This window comes from Achromobacter sp. ES-001 (genome assembly GCF_019448355.1).
GTDB classification, from domain to species: Bacteria; Pseudomonadota; Gammaproteobacteria; order Burkholderiales; family Burkholderiaceae_B; genus Achromobacter; species Achromobacter spanius_B.
This window is the reverse complement of record NZ_CP079940.1, coordinates 1,417,117-1,436,546: the sequence shown is the minus strand read 5'-3', so window position 1 is coordinate 1,436,546 and position 19,430 is coordinate 1,417,117. Positions and strand designations below refer to the sequence as shown.

The 19,430-nt window shown below is 64.4% G+C and carries 19 protein-coding genes; 12 read left to right on the top strand and 7 right to left on the bottom strand.

Features of this window, described 5'->3' with window-relative positions; translation table 11 throughout:
• The first annotated feature begins 59 nt into the window (after positions 1–59).
• The 11 genes from KYT87_RS06395 to KYT87_RS06345 all read left to right on the top strand — a co-directional run bounded on the left by KYT87_RS06395 (position 60) and on the right by KYT87_RS06345 (position 12,086).
• Positions 60–1,286 carry a polyhydroxyalkanoate depolymerase gene (locus KYT87_RS06395; protein ID WP_046802577.1) on the top strand — a complete coding sequence of 409 codons (1,227 nt, stop codon included), beginning with the start codon at positions 60–62 and terminating at the stop codon, positions 1,284–1,286.
• A gap of 112 nt (positions 1,287–1,398) precedes the next feature.
• The gene (rsxB, locus tag KYT87_RS06390) at positions 1,399–2,043 is read left to right on the top strand and encodes an electron transport complex subunit RsxB (RefSeq protein ID WP_219991864.1); all 645 of its coding nucleotides are present in this window, start codon (positions 1,399–1,401) and stop codon (positions 2,041–2,043) included.
• The gene (gene nth, locus KYT87_RS06385; protein ID WP_104142999.1) at positions 2,040–2,675 is read left to right on the top strand and encodes an endonuclease III; all 636 of its coding nucleotides are present in this window, start codon (positions 2,040–2,042) and stop codon (positions 2,673–2,675) included. The genes rsxB and nth overlap by 4 nt, the downstream gene beginning before the upstream one ends.
• Before the next feature lie 341 nt (positions 2,676–3,016).
• Complete coding sequence (locus tag KYT87_RS06380) at positions 3,017–3,790, top strand: ABC transporter ATP-binding protein (protein WP_046802574.1); 774 nt, start codon at positions 3,017–3,019, stop codon at positions 3,788–3,790.
• Positions 3,787–4,497 carry an ABC transporter ATP-binding protein gene (locus tag KYT87_RS06375; protein ID WP_006223796.1) on the top strand — a complete coding sequence of 237 codons (711 nt, stop codon included), beginning with the start codon at positions 3,787–3,789 and terminating at the stop codon, positions 4,495–4,497. The genes KYT87_RS06380 and KYT87_RS06375 overlap by 4 nt, the downstream gene beginning before the upstream one ends.
• A gap of 61 nt (positions 4,498–4,558) precedes the next feature.
• Entirely contained in the window at positions 4,559–5,773 is a 1,215-nt protein-coding gene (locus KYT87_RS06370; protein WP_104142997.1) for an ABC transporter substrate-binding protein, read from the top strand.
• Between the two features lie 96 nt (positions 5,774–5,869).
• A complete protein-coding gene (locus tag KYT87_RS06365; RefSeq protein ID WP_006223794.1) occupies positions 5,870–6,757 on the top strand; it encodes a branched-chain amino acid ABC transporter permease in 888 nt (295 codons plus the stop codon).
• On the top strand, positions 6,754–7,737 hold the full coding sequence (locus KYT87_RS06360; RefSeq protein WP_046802571.1) for a branched-chain amino acid ABC transporter permease: 984 nt from the start codon (positions 6,754–6,756) through the stop codon (positions 7,735–7,737). The genes KYT87_RS06365 and KYT87_RS06360 overlap by 4 nt, the downstream gene beginning before the upstream one ends.
• A 112-nt stretch (positions 7,738–7,849) precedes the next feature.
• Entirely contained in the window at positions 7,850–8,893 is a 1,044-nt protein-coding gene (locus KYT87_RS06355; protein ID WP_219991863.1) for an ABC transporter substrate-binding protein, read from the top strand.
• Positions 8,894–8,979: 86 nt separating this feature from the next.
• Positions 8,980–9,825 carry a branched-chain amino acid aminotransferase gene (locus KYT87_RS06350; RefSeq protein WP_219991862.1) on the top strand — a complete coding sequence of 282 codons (846 nt, stop codon included), beginning with the start codon at positions 8,980–8,982 and terminating at the stop codon, positions 9,823–9,825.
• A gap of 104 nt (positions 9,826–9,929) precedes the next feature.
• Positions 9,930–12,086, top strand: a complete 2,157-nt coding sequence (locus tag KYT87_RS06345) for a phosphocholine-specific phospholipase C (RefSeq protein WP_219992603.1) — start codon at positions 9,930–9,932, stop codon at positions 12,084–12,086.
• Positions 12,087–12,171: 85 nt separating this feature from the next.
• Here KYT87_RS06345 and KYT87_RS06340 read toward each other — a convergent pair whose 3' ends face one another.
• From KYT87_RS06340 to KYT87_RS06320, 5 genes are all read right to left on the bottom strand, one after another.
• Positions 12,172–12,933 carry an ABC transporter ATP-binding protein gene (locus KYT87_RS06340; RefSeq protein WP_046802568.1) on the bottom strand — a complete coding sequence of 254 codons (762 nt, stop codon included), beginning with the start codon at positions 12,931–12,933 and terminating at the stop codon, positions 12,172–12,174.
• Positions 12,930–14,768 (bottom strand): ATP-binding cassette domain-containing protein, encoded by a 1,839-nt coding sequence (locus KYT87_RS06335; RefSeq protein WP_052945917.1) that lies wholly within the window; start codon positions 14,766–14,768, stop codon positions 12,930–12,932. Before KYT87_RS06335 ends, KYT87_RS06340 begins: the two co-directional genes overlap by 4 nt.
• 5 nt (positions 14,769–14,773) lie before the next feature.
• The gene (locus KYT87_RS06330; protein WP_046802567.1) at positions 14,774–15,811 is read right to left on the bottom strand and encodes a branched-chain amino acid ABC transporter permease; all 1,038 of its coding nucleotides are present in this window, start codon (positions 15,809–15,811) and stop codon (positions 14,774–14,776) included.
• A 166-nt stretch (positions 15,812–15,977) separates the two neighbouring features.
• Positions 15,978–17,141, bottom strand: coding sequence for an ABC transporter substrate-binding protein (locus KYT87_RS06325; RefSeq protein ID WP_046802566.1), 1,164 nt, complete (start codon positions 17,139–17,141; stop codon positions 15,978–15,980).
• A gap of 309 nt (positions 17,142–17,450) precedes the next feature.
• Positions 17,451–18,008, bottom strand: a complete 558-nt coding sequence (locus KYT87_RS06320; RefSeq protein ID WP_104142990.1) for a biotin transporter BioY — start codon at positions 18,006–18,008, stop codon at positions 17,451–17,453.
• On the opposite strand from KYT87_RS06320, the gene KYT87_RS29990 reads away from it, so the two are divergent.
• A complete protein-coding gene (locus KYT87_RS29990; RefSeq protein ID WP_370638752.1) occupies positions 17,930–18,142 on the top strand; it encodes a pentapeptide repeat-containing protein in 213 nt (70 codons plus the stop codon). The genes KYT87_RS06320 and KYT87_RS29990 overlap by 79 nt on opposite strands.
• Here the strand turns inward: KYT87_RS29990 and KYT87_RS06310 are convergent.
• Complete coding sequence (locus KYT87_RS06310; RefSeq protein WP_046802564.1) at positions 18,120–18,716, bottom strand: energy-coupling factor transporter transmembrane protein EcfT; 597 nt, start codon at positions 18,714–18,716, stop codon at positions 18,120–18,122. The two genes, KYT87_RS29990 and KYT87_RS06310, sit on opposite strands and share 23 nt — an antisense overlap.
• Positions 18,713–19,390, bottom strand: a complete 678-nt coding sequence (locus tag KYT87_RS06305) for an energy-coupling factor ABC transporter ATP-binding protein (RefSeq protein ID WP_104142988.1) — start codon at positions 19,388–19,390, stop codon at positions 18,713–18,715. Before KYT87_RS06305 ends, KYT87_RS06310 begins: the two co-directional genes overlap by 4 nt.
• Positions 19,391–19,430: the final 40 nt, after the last annotated feature.

Sequence of the window (19,430 nt, the reverse complement as noted above, 5' to 3'; positions counted from 1 at the left end):
TCTTTAGTCCTCGGCGCAATAATCGGGGCACACGCACGACCCAGAAGGACATCACCCAAATGCTGTACCAATTGCACGAAATGCAGCGCGCCTTCCTGACTCCGTTCGCTGCATTCACGGATGCCGGTTCTCAGCTGTTCTCCAGCCCCTACAGCCCCCTCGCTTACACCCCGATTTCCCGCCAAATGGCCGCCGGGTATGAGTTGATGACGCGTATCGGCAAGGAATACCAGAAGCCCGCCTGGAATCTGCCCGCCACCGACATCAACGGCAAATCGGTCCGCGTGACCGAAACCGTTGCGCTGGACAAGCCCTTTTGCCGCCTGGTGCACTTTCACCGCGACGTGCGCGGCGCCGGCAAGGACGACCCCAAAGTGCTGCTGGTGGCGCCGCTGTCCGGCCACCACGCCACCTTGCTGCGCGACACCGTGCGCGCCCTGCTGCCCGGCCATGACGTCTACGTGACGGATTGGGTCGACGCCCGCATGGTGCCGCTGTCCGCCGGGCCGTTCCATTTGAACGACTACGTCCGCTATGTGCAGGATTTCATCCGCCATCTGGGTCCCGACGTGCACGTGATTTCGGTTTGCCAACCCACCGTGCCGGTGCTGGCCGCCGTGTCGTTGATGGCCACCGCCAACGACCCCTGCCAGCCGCGCAGCATGGTGATGATGGGCGGCCCCATCGACCCGCGCCAGTCGCCCACGCAGGTCAATCGCCTGGCCACCACCAAGCCGTATTCGTGGTTTGAAAACCAGGTGATCCACCCGGTGCCGCCGCGCTATCCGGGGGCCGGCCGCAAGGTCTACCCCGGCTTCCTGCAGCACGCCGGGTTCATGGCCATGAACCCCGATCGCCACATGAAGTCGCACTACGAGTTCTACCTGGACCTGCTGCGTGGCGATGACAGCGACGCCGAAGCGCATCGCCGCTTCTACGACGAATACAACGCCGTGCTGGACATGCCGGCCGAGTTCTACCTGGACACGATCAAGATGGTGTTCCAGGACTTCGCCTTGCCCAGCGGCACCTGGGAAGTGGACGGCCAGACCGTGCGCCCCGCCGATATCAAAAAGGTTGCCCTGTTCACCATCGAAGGCGAGCTTGACGATATTTCGGGCCAGGGCCAGACGCGCGCCGCCATCAAGCTGTGCAAGAACATTCCGGCCGAGCGCAAGTCGCATTACACGGCGCCCAATTGCGGCCATTACGGCATTTTCTCGGGCCGCCGCTGGCGCGAAATGATCTGTCCTAAAATTGCCGAGTTCATCCGGCAATCGGCTTGACGACGGCAAGGCGCCGTCCTGCAACTGACGCGCGGGCCTGGCCCGCGCCTTCTCAAGCCTGATCCGTATTCCACGGGGCCCGAGTGGCCCCTTTTTCTTTTATTGGCCTTACATGTCCTGTCGCTCACTTGCCGACCGCATCGACGCCTTATTGCCGCAGACGCAATGCACCAAGTGCGGCTACGACGGCTGCCGGCCCTACGCCGACGCCATCGCGCAAGGCTCGGCGCCCATCAACCGCTGCCCGCCGGGCGGCGACGACGGCATTGCCGCGCTGTCCGAACTGCTGCAAACCCCTGCCCTGCCGCTGGACCTTGAGCGCGGCGAACCGGGCCCGTTGCTGGTCGCGCGCATCGACGAGTCGCACTGCATCGGCTGTACGCTGTGCATCCAGGCCTGTCCCGTGGATGCCATCGTGGGCGCCAACAAGCACATGCACACCGTGCTGGCCGATTGGTGCACGGGCTGCGACCTGTGCGTGGCGCCTTGCCCGGTGGACTGCATTCAGATGGTGCCCGCCGGCCGCGCATGGACGAATGCGGACGCCGACATCAGCCGCCAACGGCATCGCAGCCATCTGGCGCGCGCCGAGCGCCTGGCCGCTGATAACGCGCGGCTGATGGCGCCGGAAGCGCCCGCCGCCGCCAGCGCGCCGCCAGCCCCCGAGGACGACGCGCAAAGCCAGGACCGCAAGCGCTCCGCCATTGAATCCGCGCTGGCCCGCGCCCGGGCCCGCCGCAATCCGACGCAGTCATGAACGCAGCCAAACGCCGTGAGATCTTCGCCCGCCTGCAAGCGGCCAACCCCAACCCGACCACCGAACTGGAATACGACACACCGTTTCAATTGTTGATTGCGGTGCTGCTGTCGGCGCAAGCGACCGACAAGTCGGTGAACATCGCCACGCGCAAGTTCTTTCCGCAATACGGCACGCCGCAAGCCTTGTTGGCGCTGGGCGAAGAAGGCCTGTCCGACTACATCAAGACCATCGGCCTGTATCGCACCAAAGCCAAGAACACGATTGCCACCTGTCGAATCTTGCTGGAGCATCACGGGGGCCAGGTGCCCACCACGCGCGAGGCGCTGGAATCACTGCCCGGCGTGGGCCGCAAGACGGCCAACGTGGTGCTCAACACCGCGTTCGGCCAGCCCACGATGGCGGTGGATACGCACATCTTTCGCGTGTCCAATCGCACCGGTATCGCGCCCGGAAAGAACGTGCTGGAAGTTGAAGAAAAGCTCGTCAAATTCATCCCGCGCGAATATATCCAGGACGCGCACCATTGGTTGATTCTGCATGGCCGCTACATCTGCGTGGCGCGCAAACCGAAATGCCCGCAATGCGGTATTTCGGACCTGTGCGAATTCAAGCAAAAGACGCCGGCCTGATGCGGCGCCGGGCGGTGCCGCCATGGGCGCCGCCTTCCCACGATTGCATGACGCGTTGATAACAATCAAAGCAAATTTGCTGCAACGCATTGCGTCGTAAAAAGGGTTTTCCCGCCTTGCGCGGCGTGTATTGTCGGCCTGCCGACAATTGCCCTTTCCGCACTGCAAAACCTATGTAAAACCCTCATGGAATTTTAATAAAGAGGTCCGCATACTCGCCGGCAACTCATCGGAAAACTACGAAAGATCCTTAGGATGTTCGATAGGTTTTCCGCCCTTCGGGGGCTTGGCGCAATGACGGCAGGCAGAGACCATATAAATACAACGCTGGTGCAGCGGACATGGATGACACAATCCTGGAGACAAAAGGCCTCACCAAGGAGTTCCGCGGATTCGTCGCGGTCAATGGGGTCGATTTGCGTATCAAGCGAGGCCAGATTCATGCCTTGATCGGGCCTAACGGCGCGGGCAAGACGACATGCTTCAACCTGCTTACCAAGTTCTTATCCCCCACGTCGGGAACCATCAAGTTCAACGGCATCGACATCACCGGCGAGCGCCCCGCGCAGATCGCCCGGCGCGGTGTGATCCGTTCGTTCCAGATATCGGCGGTGTTTCCTCACCTGACCGTGCTGGAGAACGTGCGCATCGGCTTGCAGCGCAAGACCGGGCTGTCGTTTCACTTCTGGCAAAGCGATAAGCGGCTGGCGTCCTTGAACGAGCCGGCGCGCGCGCTGCTCGAACAGGTGGACCTGGGCGCCTTCGCGGACGAGACCACGGTGAACCTGCCGTATGGCCGCAAGCGCGCGCTGGAAATCGCCACCACGCTGGCCATGGAACCCGAGCTGATGCTGTTGGACGAACCCACGCAGGGCATGGGCCACGAAGACGTCGACCGCGTCACTCAACTGATCAAACGCGTCAGCGCCGGCCGCACGATTCTGATGGTGGAACACAACATGAATGTCGTGTCCTCCATCGCCAACACCATCACCGTGCTGGCGCGCGGGTCGGTGCTGGCCGAAGGCACGTACGCCGAAGTCTCGCGCCATCCCGCCGTGATGCAAGCCTATATGGGCACCACCGACGGCGAACTCCAAGGAGCGCACGCATGAGCACCCCGGCACTTGAAATCTCGGGCTTGCAAGCCTGGTACGGGGAATCGCATATCCTGCACGGCGTGGATATGCGCGTGGGACAAGGCGAAGTCGTCACGCTGCTGGGCCGCAACGGCGCCGGCCGCACGACTACGCTGCGGGCCATCCTGGGCCTGACCGGATCACGCAAGGGTTCGGTGCGCATACACGGCACCGAAGCCATCGACCTGCCGACCTACAAGATCGCGCACCTGGGCGTGGGTTACTGCCCCGAAGAGCGCGGAATTTTCGCCAGCCTGTCCTGCGAAGAAAACCTGCTGCTGCCGCCCGTCGTGGGCTCGCTGGGCGGGGGGATGTCGCTGGCCGAAATCTACGACATGTTCCCCAACCTGCAAGAGCGCCGGAATTCGCCGGGCACGCGCTTATCGGGCGGTGAACAACAGATGCTGGCGGTGGCGCGCATCCTGCGCACCGGCGCCAACCTGCTGCTGCTGGACGAGATCTCGGAAGGCCTGGCTCCTGTCATCGTGCAGGCGCTGGCCCGCATGATCACGACGCTCAAGCAACGTGGCTACACCATCGTCATGGTGGAACAAAATTTCCGTTTCGCCGCGCCCTTGGCCGATCGCTTCTATGTGATGGAGCACGGCCAGATCGTCGAGCATTTCGAAGCCGCGGAACTTTCAGAAAAACAGGACACGCTCAACGAACTGTTGGGCGTCTAAAACAACCTGTCATCCGCCGGAACCCCGGCAACACAACACCGTAGGGAAGAGGAGTCATCCCATGAAGCTGCACACCATCACTGCTGCACTGGCCATGGCGGGCCTGGGATTTGCAGGGGCAACCGCCCACGCGCAAGGTATCTCCGACGATGTCATCCGCATCGGCTTCATCACCGACATGTCGGGCGTGTATTCCGACATCGACGGCAAGGCCGGTCTGGACGCGATCCGCATGGCGATCGAAGACGCCGGCGGCAGCATCAACGGCAAGAAGATCGAAGTGGTCTCGGCCGACCACCAGAACAAGGCCGACGTTGCTTCGGCGCGCGCGCGCGAATGGTTCGACCAGCAGAAGGTCGACGTCATCGTCGCGGGCACCAATTCGGCCACCAGCCTGGCCATGGCGGCCGTGGCTGCTGAAAAGAAGAAGCCGTTCATCGCGGTGGGCGCGGGCGCGTCCGACCTGACGAACGCGCAATGTTCGCCCTACACCGTGCACTACGCCTACGACACCGTGGCGCTGGCGCGCGGTACCGGCTCGGCGGTGGTGAAGGACGGCGGCAAGAGCTGGTTCTTCCTGACGGCCGACTATGCCTTCGGCCACGCGCTGGAACGCGACACGATGGCGGTGGTAAAAGCCGCCGGCGGCGAGATCAAGGGCCAGGTGCGCGCACCGCTGGGCGCGTCTGACTTCTCGTCCTTCCTGTTGCAAGCGCAAGCGTCCAAGGCCCAGATCCTGGGCATGGCCAACGCCGGCGGCGACACCATCAACACCATCAAGGCCGCCAATGAATTCGGCGTGACCAAGACGATGAAGATGGCCGGGCTGCTGGTGTTCATCAACGACGTGCACTCGCTGGGCCTGCAAGCCACCCAAGGCATGTACCTGACCGACGGCTGGTACTGGGACCAATCCGACGCCTCGCGCGCCTGGTCCAAGAAGTTTGAAGCCAAGGTAGGCCGCAAGCCGTCGATGCTGCAAGCGGGCGACTACTCGTCGTTGTCGTTCTACCTGAACGCCGTCAAGGCCACCGGCACCGACGACGCCGACACCGTCATCAAGTGGATGAAGTCGAACAAGATCAACGACTTCTTCACCCAGGGCGGCTATGTGCGCGAAGACGGCCGCATGGTCCACGACATGTACCTGATGCAAGTGAAGACCCCGGCCGAATCCAAGGGCCCGTGGGACTACTACAAGGTCGTGGCCACGCTGCCCGGCGACGAGGTCTACACCAAGTTGTCCGAATCCACCTGCAAGCTGGTCAAGAAGTAATTTCGGCTCATGTGACCCCAGGGTGCGGCCCGGCGCGGGCTGCGGCCGCACCTTGAATTCGCTCACTTTTATCCGTACGCGCAGGATTTTCACAAGATGACTGACCTTTTCGGCATCCCTATACAGGCCTTGTTTGGCCAGCTATTACTGGGCCTGGTCAACGGTTCCTTCTATGCCATGTTGTCGCTCGGGCTTGCCGTTATCTTCGGGCTGCTGAACGTCATCAACTTCGCGCACGGCGCGCTCTACATGCTGGGCGCGTTCATCGCCTGGATGGGGCTGTCGTACCTGGGGTTGAACTACTGGGTCATGCTGATCCTGGCGCCGCTGGTCGTTGGGCTGTTCGGCATATTGATCGAAAAATTACTGCTCAAGCATCTGTACAAGCTTGATCACCTTTACGGGCTACTGCTGACCTTCGGCCTGACGCTGTTGATCGAAGGCCTGTTCCGTAGCTTCTACGGCGTGTCGGGGCAACCGTATCCGACGCCCGAGGCATTGCGCGGGGCGACCAACCTGGGCTTCATGATTCTGCCGAACTACCGTGGCTGGGTGGTGGCGGCGTCCGTGGTGGTCTGCCTGGCAACCTGGTTCGTGATCGAACGCACCCGCCTGGGCGCTTTGCTGCGTGCCGGCACCGAAAATCCGCGCCTGGTCGAAGCCTTCGGCGTGAATGTGCCGCGCATGATTACGCTGACCTACGGCTTCGGCGTGGCGCTGGCCGGGTTTGCAGGCGTGCTGGCCGCGCCGGTTTTGCAGATATCGCCGTTGATGGGGTCCAACCTCATCATTGTCGTGTTCGCCGTGGTCGTGATCGGCGGCATGGGGTCCATCATGGGCGCCATCGTCACCGGTCTGGGCCTGGGTGTGATTGAAGGACTGACCAAGGTGTTCTGGCCCGAAGCGTCCAGCACCGTGGTGTTCATCATCATGGCCATTGTTCTGTTGATCCGCCCGGCCGGGCTGTTCGGAAAAGAAAAATGAATCGTCAATTCCTGGGCTATGCGGTATTGGCCGTCGTGGTGGCCGCTCTTCCCTTTCTGGGGGTGTACCCGATCTTCGTCATGAAGATCATGTGCTACGCGCTGTTTGCCTGCGCATTCAACCTGCTGCTGGGCTTTACCGGGCTCTTGTCGTTCGGGCACGCCGCCTTTCTGGGCAGCGCGGCCTACGCGGCCGGGCACGCGATGAAGGTGTGGGGCTTTCCCACTGAAATCGGCTTGCTGTTCGGGGTGGGCGTGGCGGCGCTGCTGGGGCTGGCGATGGGAGCCATCGCCATTCGCCGCAGCGGCATCTACTTCGCGATGATCACGTTGGCGCTGGCGCAGATGGTGTTCTTCTTCTTCCTGCAGGCCAAGTTCACGGGCGGTGAAGACGGCCTGCAAAGCGTGCCGCGCGGCACCTTGCTTGGAATGCTGGACTTGTCCAAGGACATCAACCTGTACTACGTGGTGATGGCCATCTTCGTCCTGGGTTACTTCATCATCTGGCGCACGGTGAACTCTCCATTCGGACAAGTGTTGCAAGCGCTGCGCGAGAACGAACCGCGTGCCATTTCGCTGGGCTATGACGTCGACCGCTTCAAGCTGCTGGCCTTCGTGCTGTCGGCCGCATTGGCCGGGCTGGCCGGGGCGACCAAGACGCTGGTGTTCGTATCGGCCACCCTGTCGGATGCCACCTGGCAGATGTCGGGGCTGGTCATCCTGATGACGCTCATCGGCGGCTTGGGCACCTTGACCGGACCGATCCTGGGCGCCTTCATCGTGGTGCTGCTGGAAAACAAGGTGGGCGACTTCGGCCAGATGATGGCCAACCTGACCGGCGTGGAATGGTTCCTGCGCCTGGGCGAATCGGTGACCATCGTGATCGGCCTGATCTTCGTTATCTGCGTGCTGGCGTTCCGACGCGGCATCGTAGGCGAGGTCGGCGCGTTCATCGACAAGCGCCGCGCTGCCCGGGCCTGAATCCCGGCGGTGGGTTCTTCCTTCGGGGCCGCATCACGCGGCCCCGTTTGCGTTGGGCGCAGGCGCCGCGGCCCGTACAATAAAACGCACCCAACCCCACAGGTGCCTGACCATGCGCAATCTGCATCCGCTCGCCCCCGTTCTTGGCGCAATCTCGTTGGCCACCGCGCTGGCCTCCGCTTTCATTGCCCCCGCTGCCAACGCCGCCCCCGCCTCTGCCCCATCGGCCACTTGCGAAGTCGACCGCCCCATCCGCTTCAGCGGCTTGAACTGGGAGTCCAACCTGGTGCTGGCCGGCATTGAACGCTACGTGCTTGAACACGGTTATGGCTGCAAGACCACCGTCGAAATCGGCGAAACGCTACCCATGCTGGCCGCCCTGCAACGCGGCGATGTGGACGTCACGCCGGAAGTCTGGCCCGGCCAGATCGAAGGGGCCTGGAAGAAGGCCTTGGCCAGCGGCAAGGTGCTGGGCGTGGGCCACGTGTACGACGCGGGCGAAGGCTGGTACGTGCCGCGCTATACGGCCGAACGCCACCCGGACCTGAAGGCGGCATCCGACTTGGCCCGCTTCAAGGAAGTCTTTGCCGACCCCGAAGACCCCGGCCGCGGCCGCATCTACGGGTGCCCGGCGGGCTGGGCCTGCGGCACGCTGAACGACAACCTGCTGCGCGCGCTGAAGCTGGACAAGGACTACGCGCTGTTCGCGCCCGGCTCGGGCGCCGCGCAAAAGGCGGCCATCGTGTCGGCCTACAAGCGCAAGCGCGACATCGTCTTCTATTACTGGACGCCCACCTCGCTGGTCGGTGCGCTGGACCTGGTCAAGCTGCAACTGCCCGCGTTCGACCAAGCCGCCTACACCTGCATGACGGACCCCAAGTGCACCAACCCCGTGGCCACCGAATTCAAGCCCAACCCGGTGGTGACTGGCGTCAACGCGGCCTTTGCCAAACAGGCGCCGAAGGTCACTGAATTCCTGACCAAGCTGACCGTGCCGGACGACGCCATCAACGCCACGCTGGGCTGGCTGGAAACCGAGGGCAAGGAACCCGAGGACGCCGCGCGCTATTTCCTGAAGCAGTACGGACCCGTGTGGCAGCAATGGGTGCCGGCCGACGTGGCCGAGCGCGTGCAGGCGTCTCTCGCGCGCGAATAAACGCCCGGTCGCGGCCGGCTCCTCATGTATCCTGACGTTTCGGCGCCGCTGCCGCGCCACCCCAATTCGAGTAAAGGAAGATAGACATGGACGCCCTGTATTGGCACAACGGTCACTGGACCACCGACAACCCCAAACTGCTGGGCCCGGCCGACCACGCCTTCTGGATGGCCAGCATGGTGTTTGATGGCGCCCGCGCGTTTCGCGGCCTGACGCCCGACCTGGACCTGCACTGCCAGCGCGTCGTGCGGTCGGCCGAAAAAATGCTGATGAAGCCCCAGATCAGCTGGGAAGAGATCCAGAAGCTGTGCCTGGAAGCCGTATCCCGATTCCCGGCCGGCACCGAGCTCTACATCAAGCCGATGTTCTACTGCGCCGACGGTTTCCTCCTGCCTGACGCCGACAAGACGCAGTTCGTGCTGCACGTGTTCAAGGTGCCCATGCCCGGCGAGCAAGGCTTTTCGGCCTGCTTTTCCAGCTACGCCCGCTCTTGGCCGAACATGGCGCCCACCGACGCCAAGGCGTCCTGCCTGTATCCGAACGGCCAGCGCGCCATTCGCGAAGCCGCCGACAAGGGCTTTGACAACGCCATCATGCTGGACGGCGCGGGCAACATCGCCGAATTCGCCACCAGCAACCTGTGGATCGCCAAGGACGGCGTCGTGTCCACGCCGGTGGACAACGGCACCTTCCTGAACGGCATCACGCGCCGCCGCGTGCTGGCGCTGCTGAAGGCCGATGGCGTTGACGTGCAGGAACGCAGCCTGACCCGCGCCGACATCGAAGCCGCCGACGAAGTGTTCTCGTCCGGCAACTACGGCAAGGTCGTCCACGTGAACCGCGTCGAAGACCGTGCGCTGGAATACGGCCCCTTGGCCCGCCGCGCTCACAAGCTGTACATGGACTACGCGGAAAGCACCGGCAGCAAATAAGCTCGCGCACATCTGGCGCCATCGCCATCGCCGTTGCCGTCAGCCAGATAAAAGGAAAGGCGCGTAGGCTATCGGGCTTCGGACCGTAAGGTGAGCCAATGCCCATACACAGCAGACGCGATTTCCTGCGCAACAGCGCGGCCCTTGCCGGGGCCGGCAGCGCCCTGGCCATGTTTCCCGCCGCGATCCGGCGCGCCCTGGCCATTCCGGCCAACCGGCGCACGGGCACGATTCACGATGTTGAACACATCGTGATCTTCATGCAGGAAAACCGGTCGTTCGACCACTACTTTGGCGCGCTTGCCGGCGTGCGCGGGTTTGGCGACCGCTTTCCGATTCCAGTGCCGGACAGCCCCGACTATCGGCATCGCACGGTCTGGGCGCAATACAACGACAAGCCCGACGAGGGCGCTCCGCGCACGGTGCTGCCCTATCGGCTGAATACGCAGGAAGCCTTCGAAACCGTGCGCGTAGCCAGCACGCCGCACACCTGGTCCAACGCGCAAGACGCCTGGGATGCCGGCCGCATGGGCCGCTGGCCCGCCGCCAAGAAAAACCATTCCATGGCGTACTACGAAGCGGCCGACATGCCGTTCCAGTACGCCATGGCGCGCGCCTTCACCGTTTGCGACGCCTATCACTGCTCGTTCACGGGCGGCACCAACACCAACCGGCTGTTTGTGTGGACAGGCACCAATGACGGCGCGGGGCGCGGCAACGGCCCGGCGTCGGGCAACGTCTATAACAAGCTGACGGGCGGGGACCCCGCCCGCGCCTACACCTGGACCACCTACCCGGAACGGCTCGAAGCGGCCGGTGTCAGCTGGCGCATCTACCAGGACATGGCCGACAACTATTCCCTGAACCCCACCGCCGGCTTCAAGGCGTATCGCGACGCCTATCACGGCGTGCCGGGATCGCTGGCCGCGCTGAAGGACAAGGCACTGACCACTCGCGGCCTGGACCTACTGCGCCAGGATGTGCTGGACGGAACGTTGCCGCAGGTGTCCTGGATCTGCGCCACCAAGGCCGGGTCCGAGCATCCCAGCCCGTCCAGCCCGGCGCAGGGCGCGGACTACACGGCGCGCGTGCTGGACGCGCTGACCGCCAACCCGGACGTCTGGAGCAAGACCGTCCTGTTGCTGATGTTCGACGAGAACGACGGCTTCTTCGACCACATGCCGCCCCCTGCCCCGCCATCGCGCGATGCCGGCGGCGCGCTGGCCGGTGCGTCCACGGTGGACACGCAGGGCGAATACCACGAGCACATCACGGGCGTGGAAAAGGACGACACCCCGGCGCACCTGCACGGCGTATACGGGCTAGGGCCGCGCGTGCCGATGTACGTGCTGTCGCCGTGGACCAAGGGCGGCTGGGTCAACTCGCAGGTGTTCGACCACACCTCGGTGCTGCGCTTTGTTGAACAGCGCTTTGGCGTGGCCGAGCCGAACATTTCCGCATGGCGCCGGGCCGTGTGCGGCGACCTGACGTCCATTTTCGATTTCGCTACACCGAACAACAACGACGAGCTGCTGCGCGCCTTGCCGCCCACCGCCGAGCGCGCGGGGCAGGCATCCGCGCTGGCCGGCACGGTGGTCCCACCGGCGCCTGCGCAGCCCACGCCGGCTCGCCAGCCGCCCGGCACGCGGCCGTCGCGCGCCCTGCCCTATGCGCTTCAGGCCCATGCGCGTATCGATGGCGAAAGCGTCACCCTGGAATTCGACAATATCGGGATGGCGGGCGCGGTGCTGCACGTCTATGACCGCCTACGCCTGGACGACGGGCCGCGTCGGTACACGGTGCAAGCGGGCAAGCGCCTGCAAGGTCGATGGCTGGCGGCGGAAGGCGACCGCCGCTACGACTTGTGGGTGTTGGGGCCTAACGGTTTCCACCGCCACTGCACGGGCCGCGCCGCGCCGGATGCGCCGCCCCCGCTGGAGGTCACGGCTGCCTACGCGGCAGCGGGTGCCGTGTTGCAGCTATCAGTGCGCAACGCGGGCGCCGCGCCACGGGCATTTCGCATCGAAGCGAATGCCTATGATTTCCCGCGCAAGACGAGCGCCAACTTGGCGGCAGGCGAATCGGTCAGCCTGTCCTGGGACATGGGGGCAAGCGGGGGCTGGTACGACATTACGGTGCATGACGAAGACGATCCGTCTTTTACGCGCCGATTGGCGGGCCGCATCGAAACGGGTGCCCCGTCCACGTCCGATCCCGCCATGGGGCAGGCGTTGATCCTGCATTGGAAGCCGGCGGCCTGACGGCGCGGTGCGGGACAAGCCCGCGCGCAAAAAAAACCGGGCGCCAGCCTGAGCCGGCGCCCGGTTTCATTTCAGCAAAAACCGCCTATTCTTTCTCGGCGCCCTTGCCCAGGCCCAGATAGCTTTCAATGACCTTCGGGTCGCCCGCCAGTTCACGTGCCGGGCCGTGCAGAATGACCTCGCCCGTTTCCAGCACGTAACCGTAGTCGGCCACTTGCAGCGCCGCGCGGGCGTTTTGTTCGACCAGCAAAATCGCCACGCCCGTTTCCCGCAAGCGCGCGATGATGTGGAAGATCTCGCGCACGATACGGGGCGCCAGGCCCAGGCTGGGCTCGTCCAGCATCAGCAGGTTGGGTTTGGCCATCAGTGCGCGGCCCACGGCCAGCATCTGACGCTCACCGCCCGACAGGGTGCCGGCCTGCTGGCCACGCCGCTCGCGCAGGCGCGGAAACAGGTCGAACACTTCGTTCAGCGTGTCGCGCCAGCCGGCCTCGCGGGCGCGGTAACGACGGAAGCCGCCCAGCAGCAGGTTGTCTTCAACAGACATGGTGCCGAATAGTTCGCGGCGCTCGGGCACCAGCGACATGCCGGCCGCCACGCGCTTTTCGACTTGCCAGCCGGACACATCGGCGCCCGCATAGTGCACGGTGCCGGCGGCATGGCCGGTGTGCGGCAGCGACCCCATCATCGCGTTCAGCATGGTGGACTTGCCCGCGCCGTTGGCGCCGATCACGGTCACGATGCTGCCGGCGGGCACGGTCAGCGACGCGCCGACCAATGCGCCAACCTTGCCATAACGGGCCGACAGATTGCTGACTTCCAGCACGGGCGATTGCGTCGCGCTCATTGCACACCTCCTGCCGAAACCGGCTTGGCCTGATCCGCTTCGGGCAGGTCGTCATCGATGCCGCCCAGATAGGCTTCCAGCACCGCCGGGTTCTTTTGCACGTCGGCCGGCACGCCTTCGGCCAGCTTGGTGCCGAAATCCATCACCACCAGGTGGTTGGTCAGGCGCATCACAAAATCCATATCGTGTTCGACCAGCAAAATGCTCATGCCTTCCGAGCGCAGTTGCTCCAGCACGCGCGCCAGGTCTTGTTTTTCCTTGTAGCGCAGGCCGGCGGCCGGCTCGTCCAGCAGCAGCAAGACCGGGTCGGACGCCAGCGCCCGCGCAATTTCCAGAATGCGTTGCTGGCCCAGCGCCAGGTTGCCCGCCTGTTCGTACAGGTATTCGCCCAGGCCCACGCGCTTGATCTGTTCGGCGGCTTCGTGCAGCAGCTGCGCTTCGCGGGCACGGTCCGAATGCAAGGCGCCGGCCAGCACGCCCACGTCAGAGCGCAGGTGCGCGCCCAAGGCCACGTTCTCCAGCACCGTCATGCCCGGCAGCAATTGCACGTGCTGGAACGTGCGCCCCACGCCCAGCTTGGCGATCTCGCGCGCGGAACGATTGTCGATGCGCTGGCCCATGAACGTGACCTTGCCACGGGTCACGGGCAGCACGCCGCTGATCAGGTTGAACGTGGTGCTCTTGCCGGCGCCGTTGGGGCCGATAAGACCCATGATTTCGCCGGAACGGACCTTGAACGTAATGTCATTGACGGCAACCAGACCACCGAATTCCTTGCGGATGGCATCCACTTCCAACACCACCTGCCCGGCTTCAGGACGCATGCGTGTCGGCAGCGCGGGCGCCGGCGCGGGCGGCGCCAGATTGCGGCGCGAACCATCCGCGCCGGTGATGCGGCTCCACCAGGTGGCCAGGATGGGCCAGAGGCCGTTGCGGGCGTATTGCAGCATCAGGATCAGCAGCACGCCAAAGACGATCATTTCAAAGTTGGCGTTGGTGTCCAGCAGCTTGGGCAGCCAATTTTGCAATTGGTCCTTCAGCACCAGGATGACGCCCGAGCCCAGCAAGGCGCCCCACACGTAGCCCGCACCACCGACCACCGCCATGAACAGGTATTCAATGCCGTAGTTCACGCCGAACGGGCTGGGACTGACGGCGCGCTGCATGTGCGCGTAGAGCCAGCCCGAAATGCAGGCCAGCAAGGCCGCCCAGACGAAGATCACGACCTTGTACGCCGCCGTGTTCACGCCCATGGATTCGGCCATGCCCGCGCCGCTTTTCAGCGCCCGGATGGCACGGCCCGGCCGCGAATTGAGCAGGTTGCGGGTAGCCCACAACGCCAGCAGCACGAAGATCCAGATCAGGTAATAGATGTTGCGACCGCTGGCCAGCGACACGCCGAAGATGCTGATGGGTTCGATGCCGGCAATGCCGTCATGCTTGCCCAGCCAGTCGATATTGCCGAACAGGAAATACAGCGACAGGCCCCACGCGATGGTGCCCAGCGGCAGGTAGTGCCCCGACAGGCGCAACGTGATCGCGCCCAGCAGGTAGGCCACCACGGCGGTCAGCACCAGGCCTGCGGGCAGGGCCAGCCACGGCGACACGTCGTACTGCGTCGTCAGGAAAGCGGTGGTGTAGGCGCCCAGGCCCACGAACGCGGCCTGGCCGAACGAAGTCAGCCCGCCCACGCCGGTCAGCAGCACCAGGCCCAGCACGACCAGGCTGGCAAGACCGATGTAGTTAAGTTGCGTCACCCAGAATTCGGGCGTGACCGGCACCAAGGGCAGGCCCGCCAGGACGACGATGAAGACGGCAAGCAAAATGCGGTTCATGACGTTTATTCCTCTTCGTCCACGTGATGGGTGCTGAACGAACGCCAGACCAGAACCGGGATAATCAAGGTAAAGACGATCACTTCTTTATAGGCGCTGGCCCAGAAGGACGAGAAAGATTCCAGCACGCCGACCAGCAGCGATCCGGCGGCGGCCACGGGGTAGCTGGCCAGGCCGCCGATGATGGCGCCCACGAAGCCCTTCAGTCCGATCAGGAAGCCGGTGTCGTAATAAACGGTGGTGATCGGCGCGATCAACATGCCGGACATGGCGCCGATGGCCGTGGCCAACGTGAACGTCAGGCTGCCGGACATGGTGGTGCTGATGCCGACCAGGCGCGCGCCGCGGCGGTTCACGGCGGTGGCGCGCAACGCGCGGCCGTACAAGGTCTTGCCGAAGAACAACCACAGGGCGGCGATCAGCAATGCGCAGGTGGCGACAACGAACAGGCTTTGCGCGGACCAGGTCATGAAGCCCAGGTCGACTTGCCCGCTGACGAACGCCGGGGTGCGCCAGCCTTCGGCGCCAAAGAACACCAGCGCCAGGCCGGTCAGCGCGAAGTGCACGGCGACAGAGACGATCAGCAGCACCAGCACGGTGGCTTCGGCCAAGGGTTGATAGACGATGCGATAGACCATGGGACCCATCGGGATCACCAGCAGCAGCGTCAGCAGCATGTTCAGCCACAACGAGTTGTCGGGGCCGATGTAGCTTTGGGTCACCCAGAACAGCGCCAGCGGCAGGACGATGCAGGTGACCAGCGTTTTGGGCAGGCCAGCGAAACTGCGGGTGCGCAAGGCGCGCACCAGTTCCATCGCCAGGCACAGGGCGCCCAGCAGCGGCAGCAGGTAGGCGGTGCCCGGCATCTTGCCGTCGACCAGCATGGCCAGGGTCAAGGCGCCGAACGCCACGAACTCACCCTGGGGAATGAAAATGACGCGCGTAACGGCAAACACCAGCACCAGCGCCATGCCCAGCAGGGCATAGATGGCGCCGTTGACGATACCGTCTTGCAGCAGGATCAGCGCAATTGAGGAATCCATCTAACAACCTTATTGATTCTTGGTGTTCCGGCCCCGCCCGGGACACTGATACGACACACCGGCCGGAAAGGCCGGTGCGAAGCATTGCTCGGGTGCCGCAAGACACACGCCAGCGGTTGGCGCGGCCTTGCAAGACACATCCGTGGATCGGGCAATCCGAAGGGAATTACAGGCCGGGCTGATAGACCCACTTGCCGCCTTCAACCTTGACGATGACGCGCGAACGCTCGTCAAAGCCGGCGTGGTCGGTGGGCGACATGTTGAACACGCCTTGCGAGGCGGCCAGGTCCTTCACGTTTTCCAGCGCATCGCGCATGGCGGCGCGGAATTCCGGCGTGCCGGGCTTGGCGCCCGTCTTCAGCGCCACGGGCACCGCGGCCACGACCAATTGGCCGGCGTCCCACATGTGGCCGCCAAACGTGTTGGTCGAGTTGGCGCCGTTGGCCTTCTCGTAGGTTTCAACATAAGCCAGGGCCGACTTCTTGACCGGGTTGGAATCGGGCAACTGGGCGGCGACCAGCAGCGGGCCGGCCGGCAGGAACATGCCGTCGCAGTCCTTGCCGCAAACGCGCAGCACGTCGTTGTTGGCGGCGCCGTGGGTTTGGTAGATGGTGCCGCCGTAGTTGCGGGCCTTCAGTTCCTTTTGCGGCAGCGCAGACGGGGTGCCGGCGCCGGCGATCAGGATGGCGTCCGGCTTGGCGCCAACCAGCTTGAGCACCTGACCCGTCACGCTGGTGTCGGTACGGCTGTATTTTTCGATGGCGACAATTTCAATGCCCTTGGCCTTGGCGGCCTTTTGCATCACGTCCAGCCAGCCGTCGCCGTAGGCGTCGGCAAAGCCGATGAAGCCCAGGGTCTTGACCTTGGACTTGGCCATGGCGTCGGCCAGGGCGCCGGCCATCAGCGCGTCGTTTTGCGGGGTCTTGAACACCCAGCGGCGCTTGTCGTCCACGGGTTCCACGATCTTGGCGCTGGCGGCTACGCTGATCATCGGCACCTTGGCTTCAGCGGCCACGTCGACCATGGCCAACGAGCCCGGCGTGACCGACGTGCCTATCAGCACGTCGACCTTGTCGTCGGTGGCCAGCTTGCGCGAGTTCTTGACGGCTTGCGTGGTGTCGGTGGCGTCATCCAGCACGATCCATTCGATCTTCTGGCCGGCCACTTCCTTGGGCAGCAATGCCACGGTATTGCGTTCGGGGATACCCAGCGACGCAGCGGGGCCGGTGCTGGACACCGTGACGCCGACCTTGACCTGCGCGCTTGCCAGGAGCGGCACGGCCAGGGCGAAAGCGGCAGCCGCCGCGGACAAGCCGAAGTGCTTGCGCATATTTTTTGTCTCCTGTGGTGGCTCTTATGTGCCTCGATCGAGGCGAAGCGAGCCTAGTTAAAGTTATACAGAAAAAAATATTATAGGGTTAAAACAGTATCAGATGACGTCACGCAACTACGGTAAATCCCTGATGTGCTATGGAAACCTTGTTTCAGCAAACGCATTCGTTAATGGCGAACTTGATGGCGAACTTGTACTAGAAAAACTTTCGGCGCGTCAGTTGGGGGATTCCCTTGTAATGGGCAGCATGCCCCAAAGCGCATCGCCAGCTGGTTACCTTACTGTCACGGAGCACTGACAAATCTGTCAGCGGCCCAACATCGGCCACACCCTTTCCACGCGCGAAGCCACCCAGGCGGCGATCACGACTTTGATCAGGTCGCCCGGCAGGAAGACCGCCACGGCGGCGGCCGCCTTGGGCAGACCCATCTTGGTCACCGAGGCCAGCCACGGCACGCCAAACGCATAGACGACCACAATGCCGCCCACCCCGCAGGCCACGACATACGCGCCCAGCTTCGCCCAGTCGCGGTGGGCCCGGCCCACCAGCGTGCGGGTCAGCCAGCCGATGACAAATGCGCCCACCACCATGCCCACCAGAAAGCCGCCCGTGGGCCCCATGAACGCGCCCAATCCGCCACGACCGCCCGGCAGCACCGGCAGGCCGATCGCAGCCAGCAGCAGGTAAAGCAGGCACGCCAGCGCGCCACGCACGGGGCCCAGCATGGCGCCCGCCAGCATGACGCCCAGCGTCTGCAAGGTGATCGGCACCGGAATGCCGGGCAGTGGTATCGGCGGGATCAGGCTCAGGACGACGATCAGCGCGGCAAACAGCGCAATCAGCACGGTGTTATGGGATTTCATGGCATTACCTATTGGGTGGGGTGGGGGGTGCCCGGCTGAGGGGTGCCCGGCTGAGGGGCGCCCGGCTCAGGGGCGCCCGGCTCAGGGGCGCCCGGCTCAGGGGCGCCCGGCTCAGGGGCTGCGCGCGTCGATAGCTTCGGCCACTTCCTGGGCGCGCTTTAATGTCAGCACGATCAAGGGCACGATCAGGGCAACCGGATGGGCGCCCAGCCCCCGCGCCGCCTGGGCCTCGCGGATGTCTTGGAAATTGCGCCAGATTTCAGGCACGAACCGCAAGGTCAGCGCCAGTGCCAGCGCCACTTTGCCGGCGTCGACCAGCCCGATCCGCTCAAACGGCGTCAAGGCCCGTTCGCAGACGGCGATCAAGTCCGACGTACGCGTGGCCAGCGTGACGGCCAGCGCCAGCCCCACCATCGCGCCCACTCGCAGCACGACGGCCAGGGCGTCGATCAGCCCCTGGAATACGCCCGTGAACAGCGCCACGGCCAGCAGCACCCACAGCAGCCCGCGCACCTGGCGCCAGACGGCGGCGGCCGACACGCCTGTGGACCAGACCAGAATGGCCGAAACGGTAAACGCCGCGCCCAGCCACCGCGGGTCGCGCAGCATGAACAGCCCCGCCCCGGCGGCCACCAGCGCCACCAGCTTTACCCAGGCAGGCAGCCGGTGCAGTGGACTGCGGCCGGCGACGTAAAGAGGTTCGATCATGCGCAGTGCTCCCGGTACCAGCGCAAGGCCGGCGCGGGCGCGTCGTCGGCGGCAATGACACCATCGCGCACGACCAGCACCCGGTCAAAATCCTCCAGCAGGTCCAGGTCGTGGCTGACGACCACGGCATCATGGGGCAGCGCGGCAATCGCGTCTCGGACCCGGTTGCGGTTGCGCAGGTCCAGCTGCGTGGTGGGTTCGTCGAAGACGACCAGCGCCGGCGCCATGACCAGCACGGCCGCCAACGCCACCAGCTGGCGTTCGCCGCCCGACAGCGTGTGGCTGCTGCGGTCGGCCAGATGCCCGACCCCCAGCGCATTCAATTGGACGTCGATGCGCGATTCACGCAGCGCCTTATCCGGTTCCAGCCGCTTCAGCCCGAAGGCCAGGTCTTCGCGCACGATCGGGAAAACAATCTGGTTTTCGGGGTTTTGAAACACAAAGCCCACACGGCGGCGCACGGCTTTCAAATCGTGCCGAGTGTCCAGCCCATCCACCCGAACACTGCCCGACGATGGCAGCACCAGCCCGTTCAGCAGGCGCGCAAGCGTGCTCTTGCCGGCGCCGTTGGGCCCGACGATGCCGATGCGGCGCTCGGCCAGCGTCGCGCTCACCCCGCGCAACACTTCCGCCTGGGGCGTGGCCACTACCGCCTGGTCAAACTCGATTAACATGGGGCGGGATTATGCCCGAACCATTTCGGGCATCGGGACT

Bases quoted from the DNA above. Each gene is read 5' to 3' on its own strand.
- KYT87_RS06335 (WP_052945917.1), bottom strand. From the start codon at position 14,768: ATGAACCGCATTTTGCTTGCCGTCTTCATCGTCGTCCTGGCGGGCCTG.
- KYT87_RS06350 (WP_219991862.1), top strand. From the start codon at position 8,980: ATGGACGCCCTGTATTGGCACAACGGTCACTGGACCACCGACAACCCC.
- KYT87_RS06310 (WP_046802564.1), bottom strand. From the start codon at position 18,716: ATGATCGAACCTCTTTACGTCGCCGGCCGCAGTCCACTGCACCGGCTG.
- KYT87_RS06320 (WP_104142990.1), bottom strand. From the start codon at position 18,008: ATGAAATCCCATAACACCGTGCTGATTGCGCTGTTTGCCGCGCTGATC.
- KYT87_RS06330 (WP_046802567.1), bottom strand. From the start codon at position 15,811: ATGGATTCCTCAATTGCGCTGATCCTGCTGCAAGACGGTATCGTCAAC.
- KYT87_RS06340 (WP_046802568.1), bottom strand. From the start codon at position 12,933: ATGAGCGCGACGCAATCGCCCGTGCTGGAAGTCAGCAATCTGTCGGCC.
- KYT87_RS06370 (WP_104142997.1), top strand. From the start codon at position 4,559: ATGAAGCTGCACACCATCACTGCTGCACTGGCCATGGCGGGCCTGGGA.
- KYT87_RS06305 (WP_104142988.1), bottom strand. From the start codon at position 19,390: ATGTTAATCGAGTTTGACCAGGCGGTAGTGGCCACGCCCCAGGCGGAA.
- KYT87_RS06365 (WP_006223794.1), top strand. From the start codon at position 5,870: ATGACTGACCTTTTCGGCATCCCTATACAGGCCTTGTTTGGCCAGCTA.
- nth (WP_104142999.1), top strand. From the start codon at position 2,040: ATGAACGCAGCCAAACGCCGTGAGATCTTCGCCCGCCTGCAAGCGGCC.
- KYT87_RS06395 (WP_046802577.1), top strand. From the start codon at position 60: ATGCTGTACCAATTGCACGAAATGCAGCGCGCCTTCCTGACTCCGTTC.
- KYT87_RS06355 (WP_219991863.1), top strand. From the start codon at position 7,850: ATGCGCAATCTGCATCCGCTCGCCCCCGTTCTTGGCGCAATCTCGTTG.
- KYT87_RS06325 (WP_046802566.1), bottom strand. From the start codon at position 17,141: ATGCGCAAGCACTTCGGCTTGTCCGCGGCGGCTGCCGCTTTCGCCCTG.
- KYT87_RS06375 (WP_006223796.1), top strand. From the start codon at position 3,787: ATGAGCACCCCGGCACTTGAAATCTCGGGCTTGCAAGCCTGGTACGGG.
- rsxB (WP_219991864.1), top strand. From the start codon at position 1,399: ATGTCCTGTCGCTCACTTGCCGACCGCATCGACGCCTTATTGCCGCAG.
- KYT87_RS06360 (WP_046802571.1), top strand. From the start codon at position 6,754: ATGAATCGTCAATTCCTGGGCTATGCGGTATTGGCCGTCGTGGTGGCC.
- KYT87_RS06380 (WP_046802574.1), top strand. From the start codon at position 3,017: ATGGATGACACAATCCTGGAGACAAAAGGCCTCACCAAGGAGTTCCGC.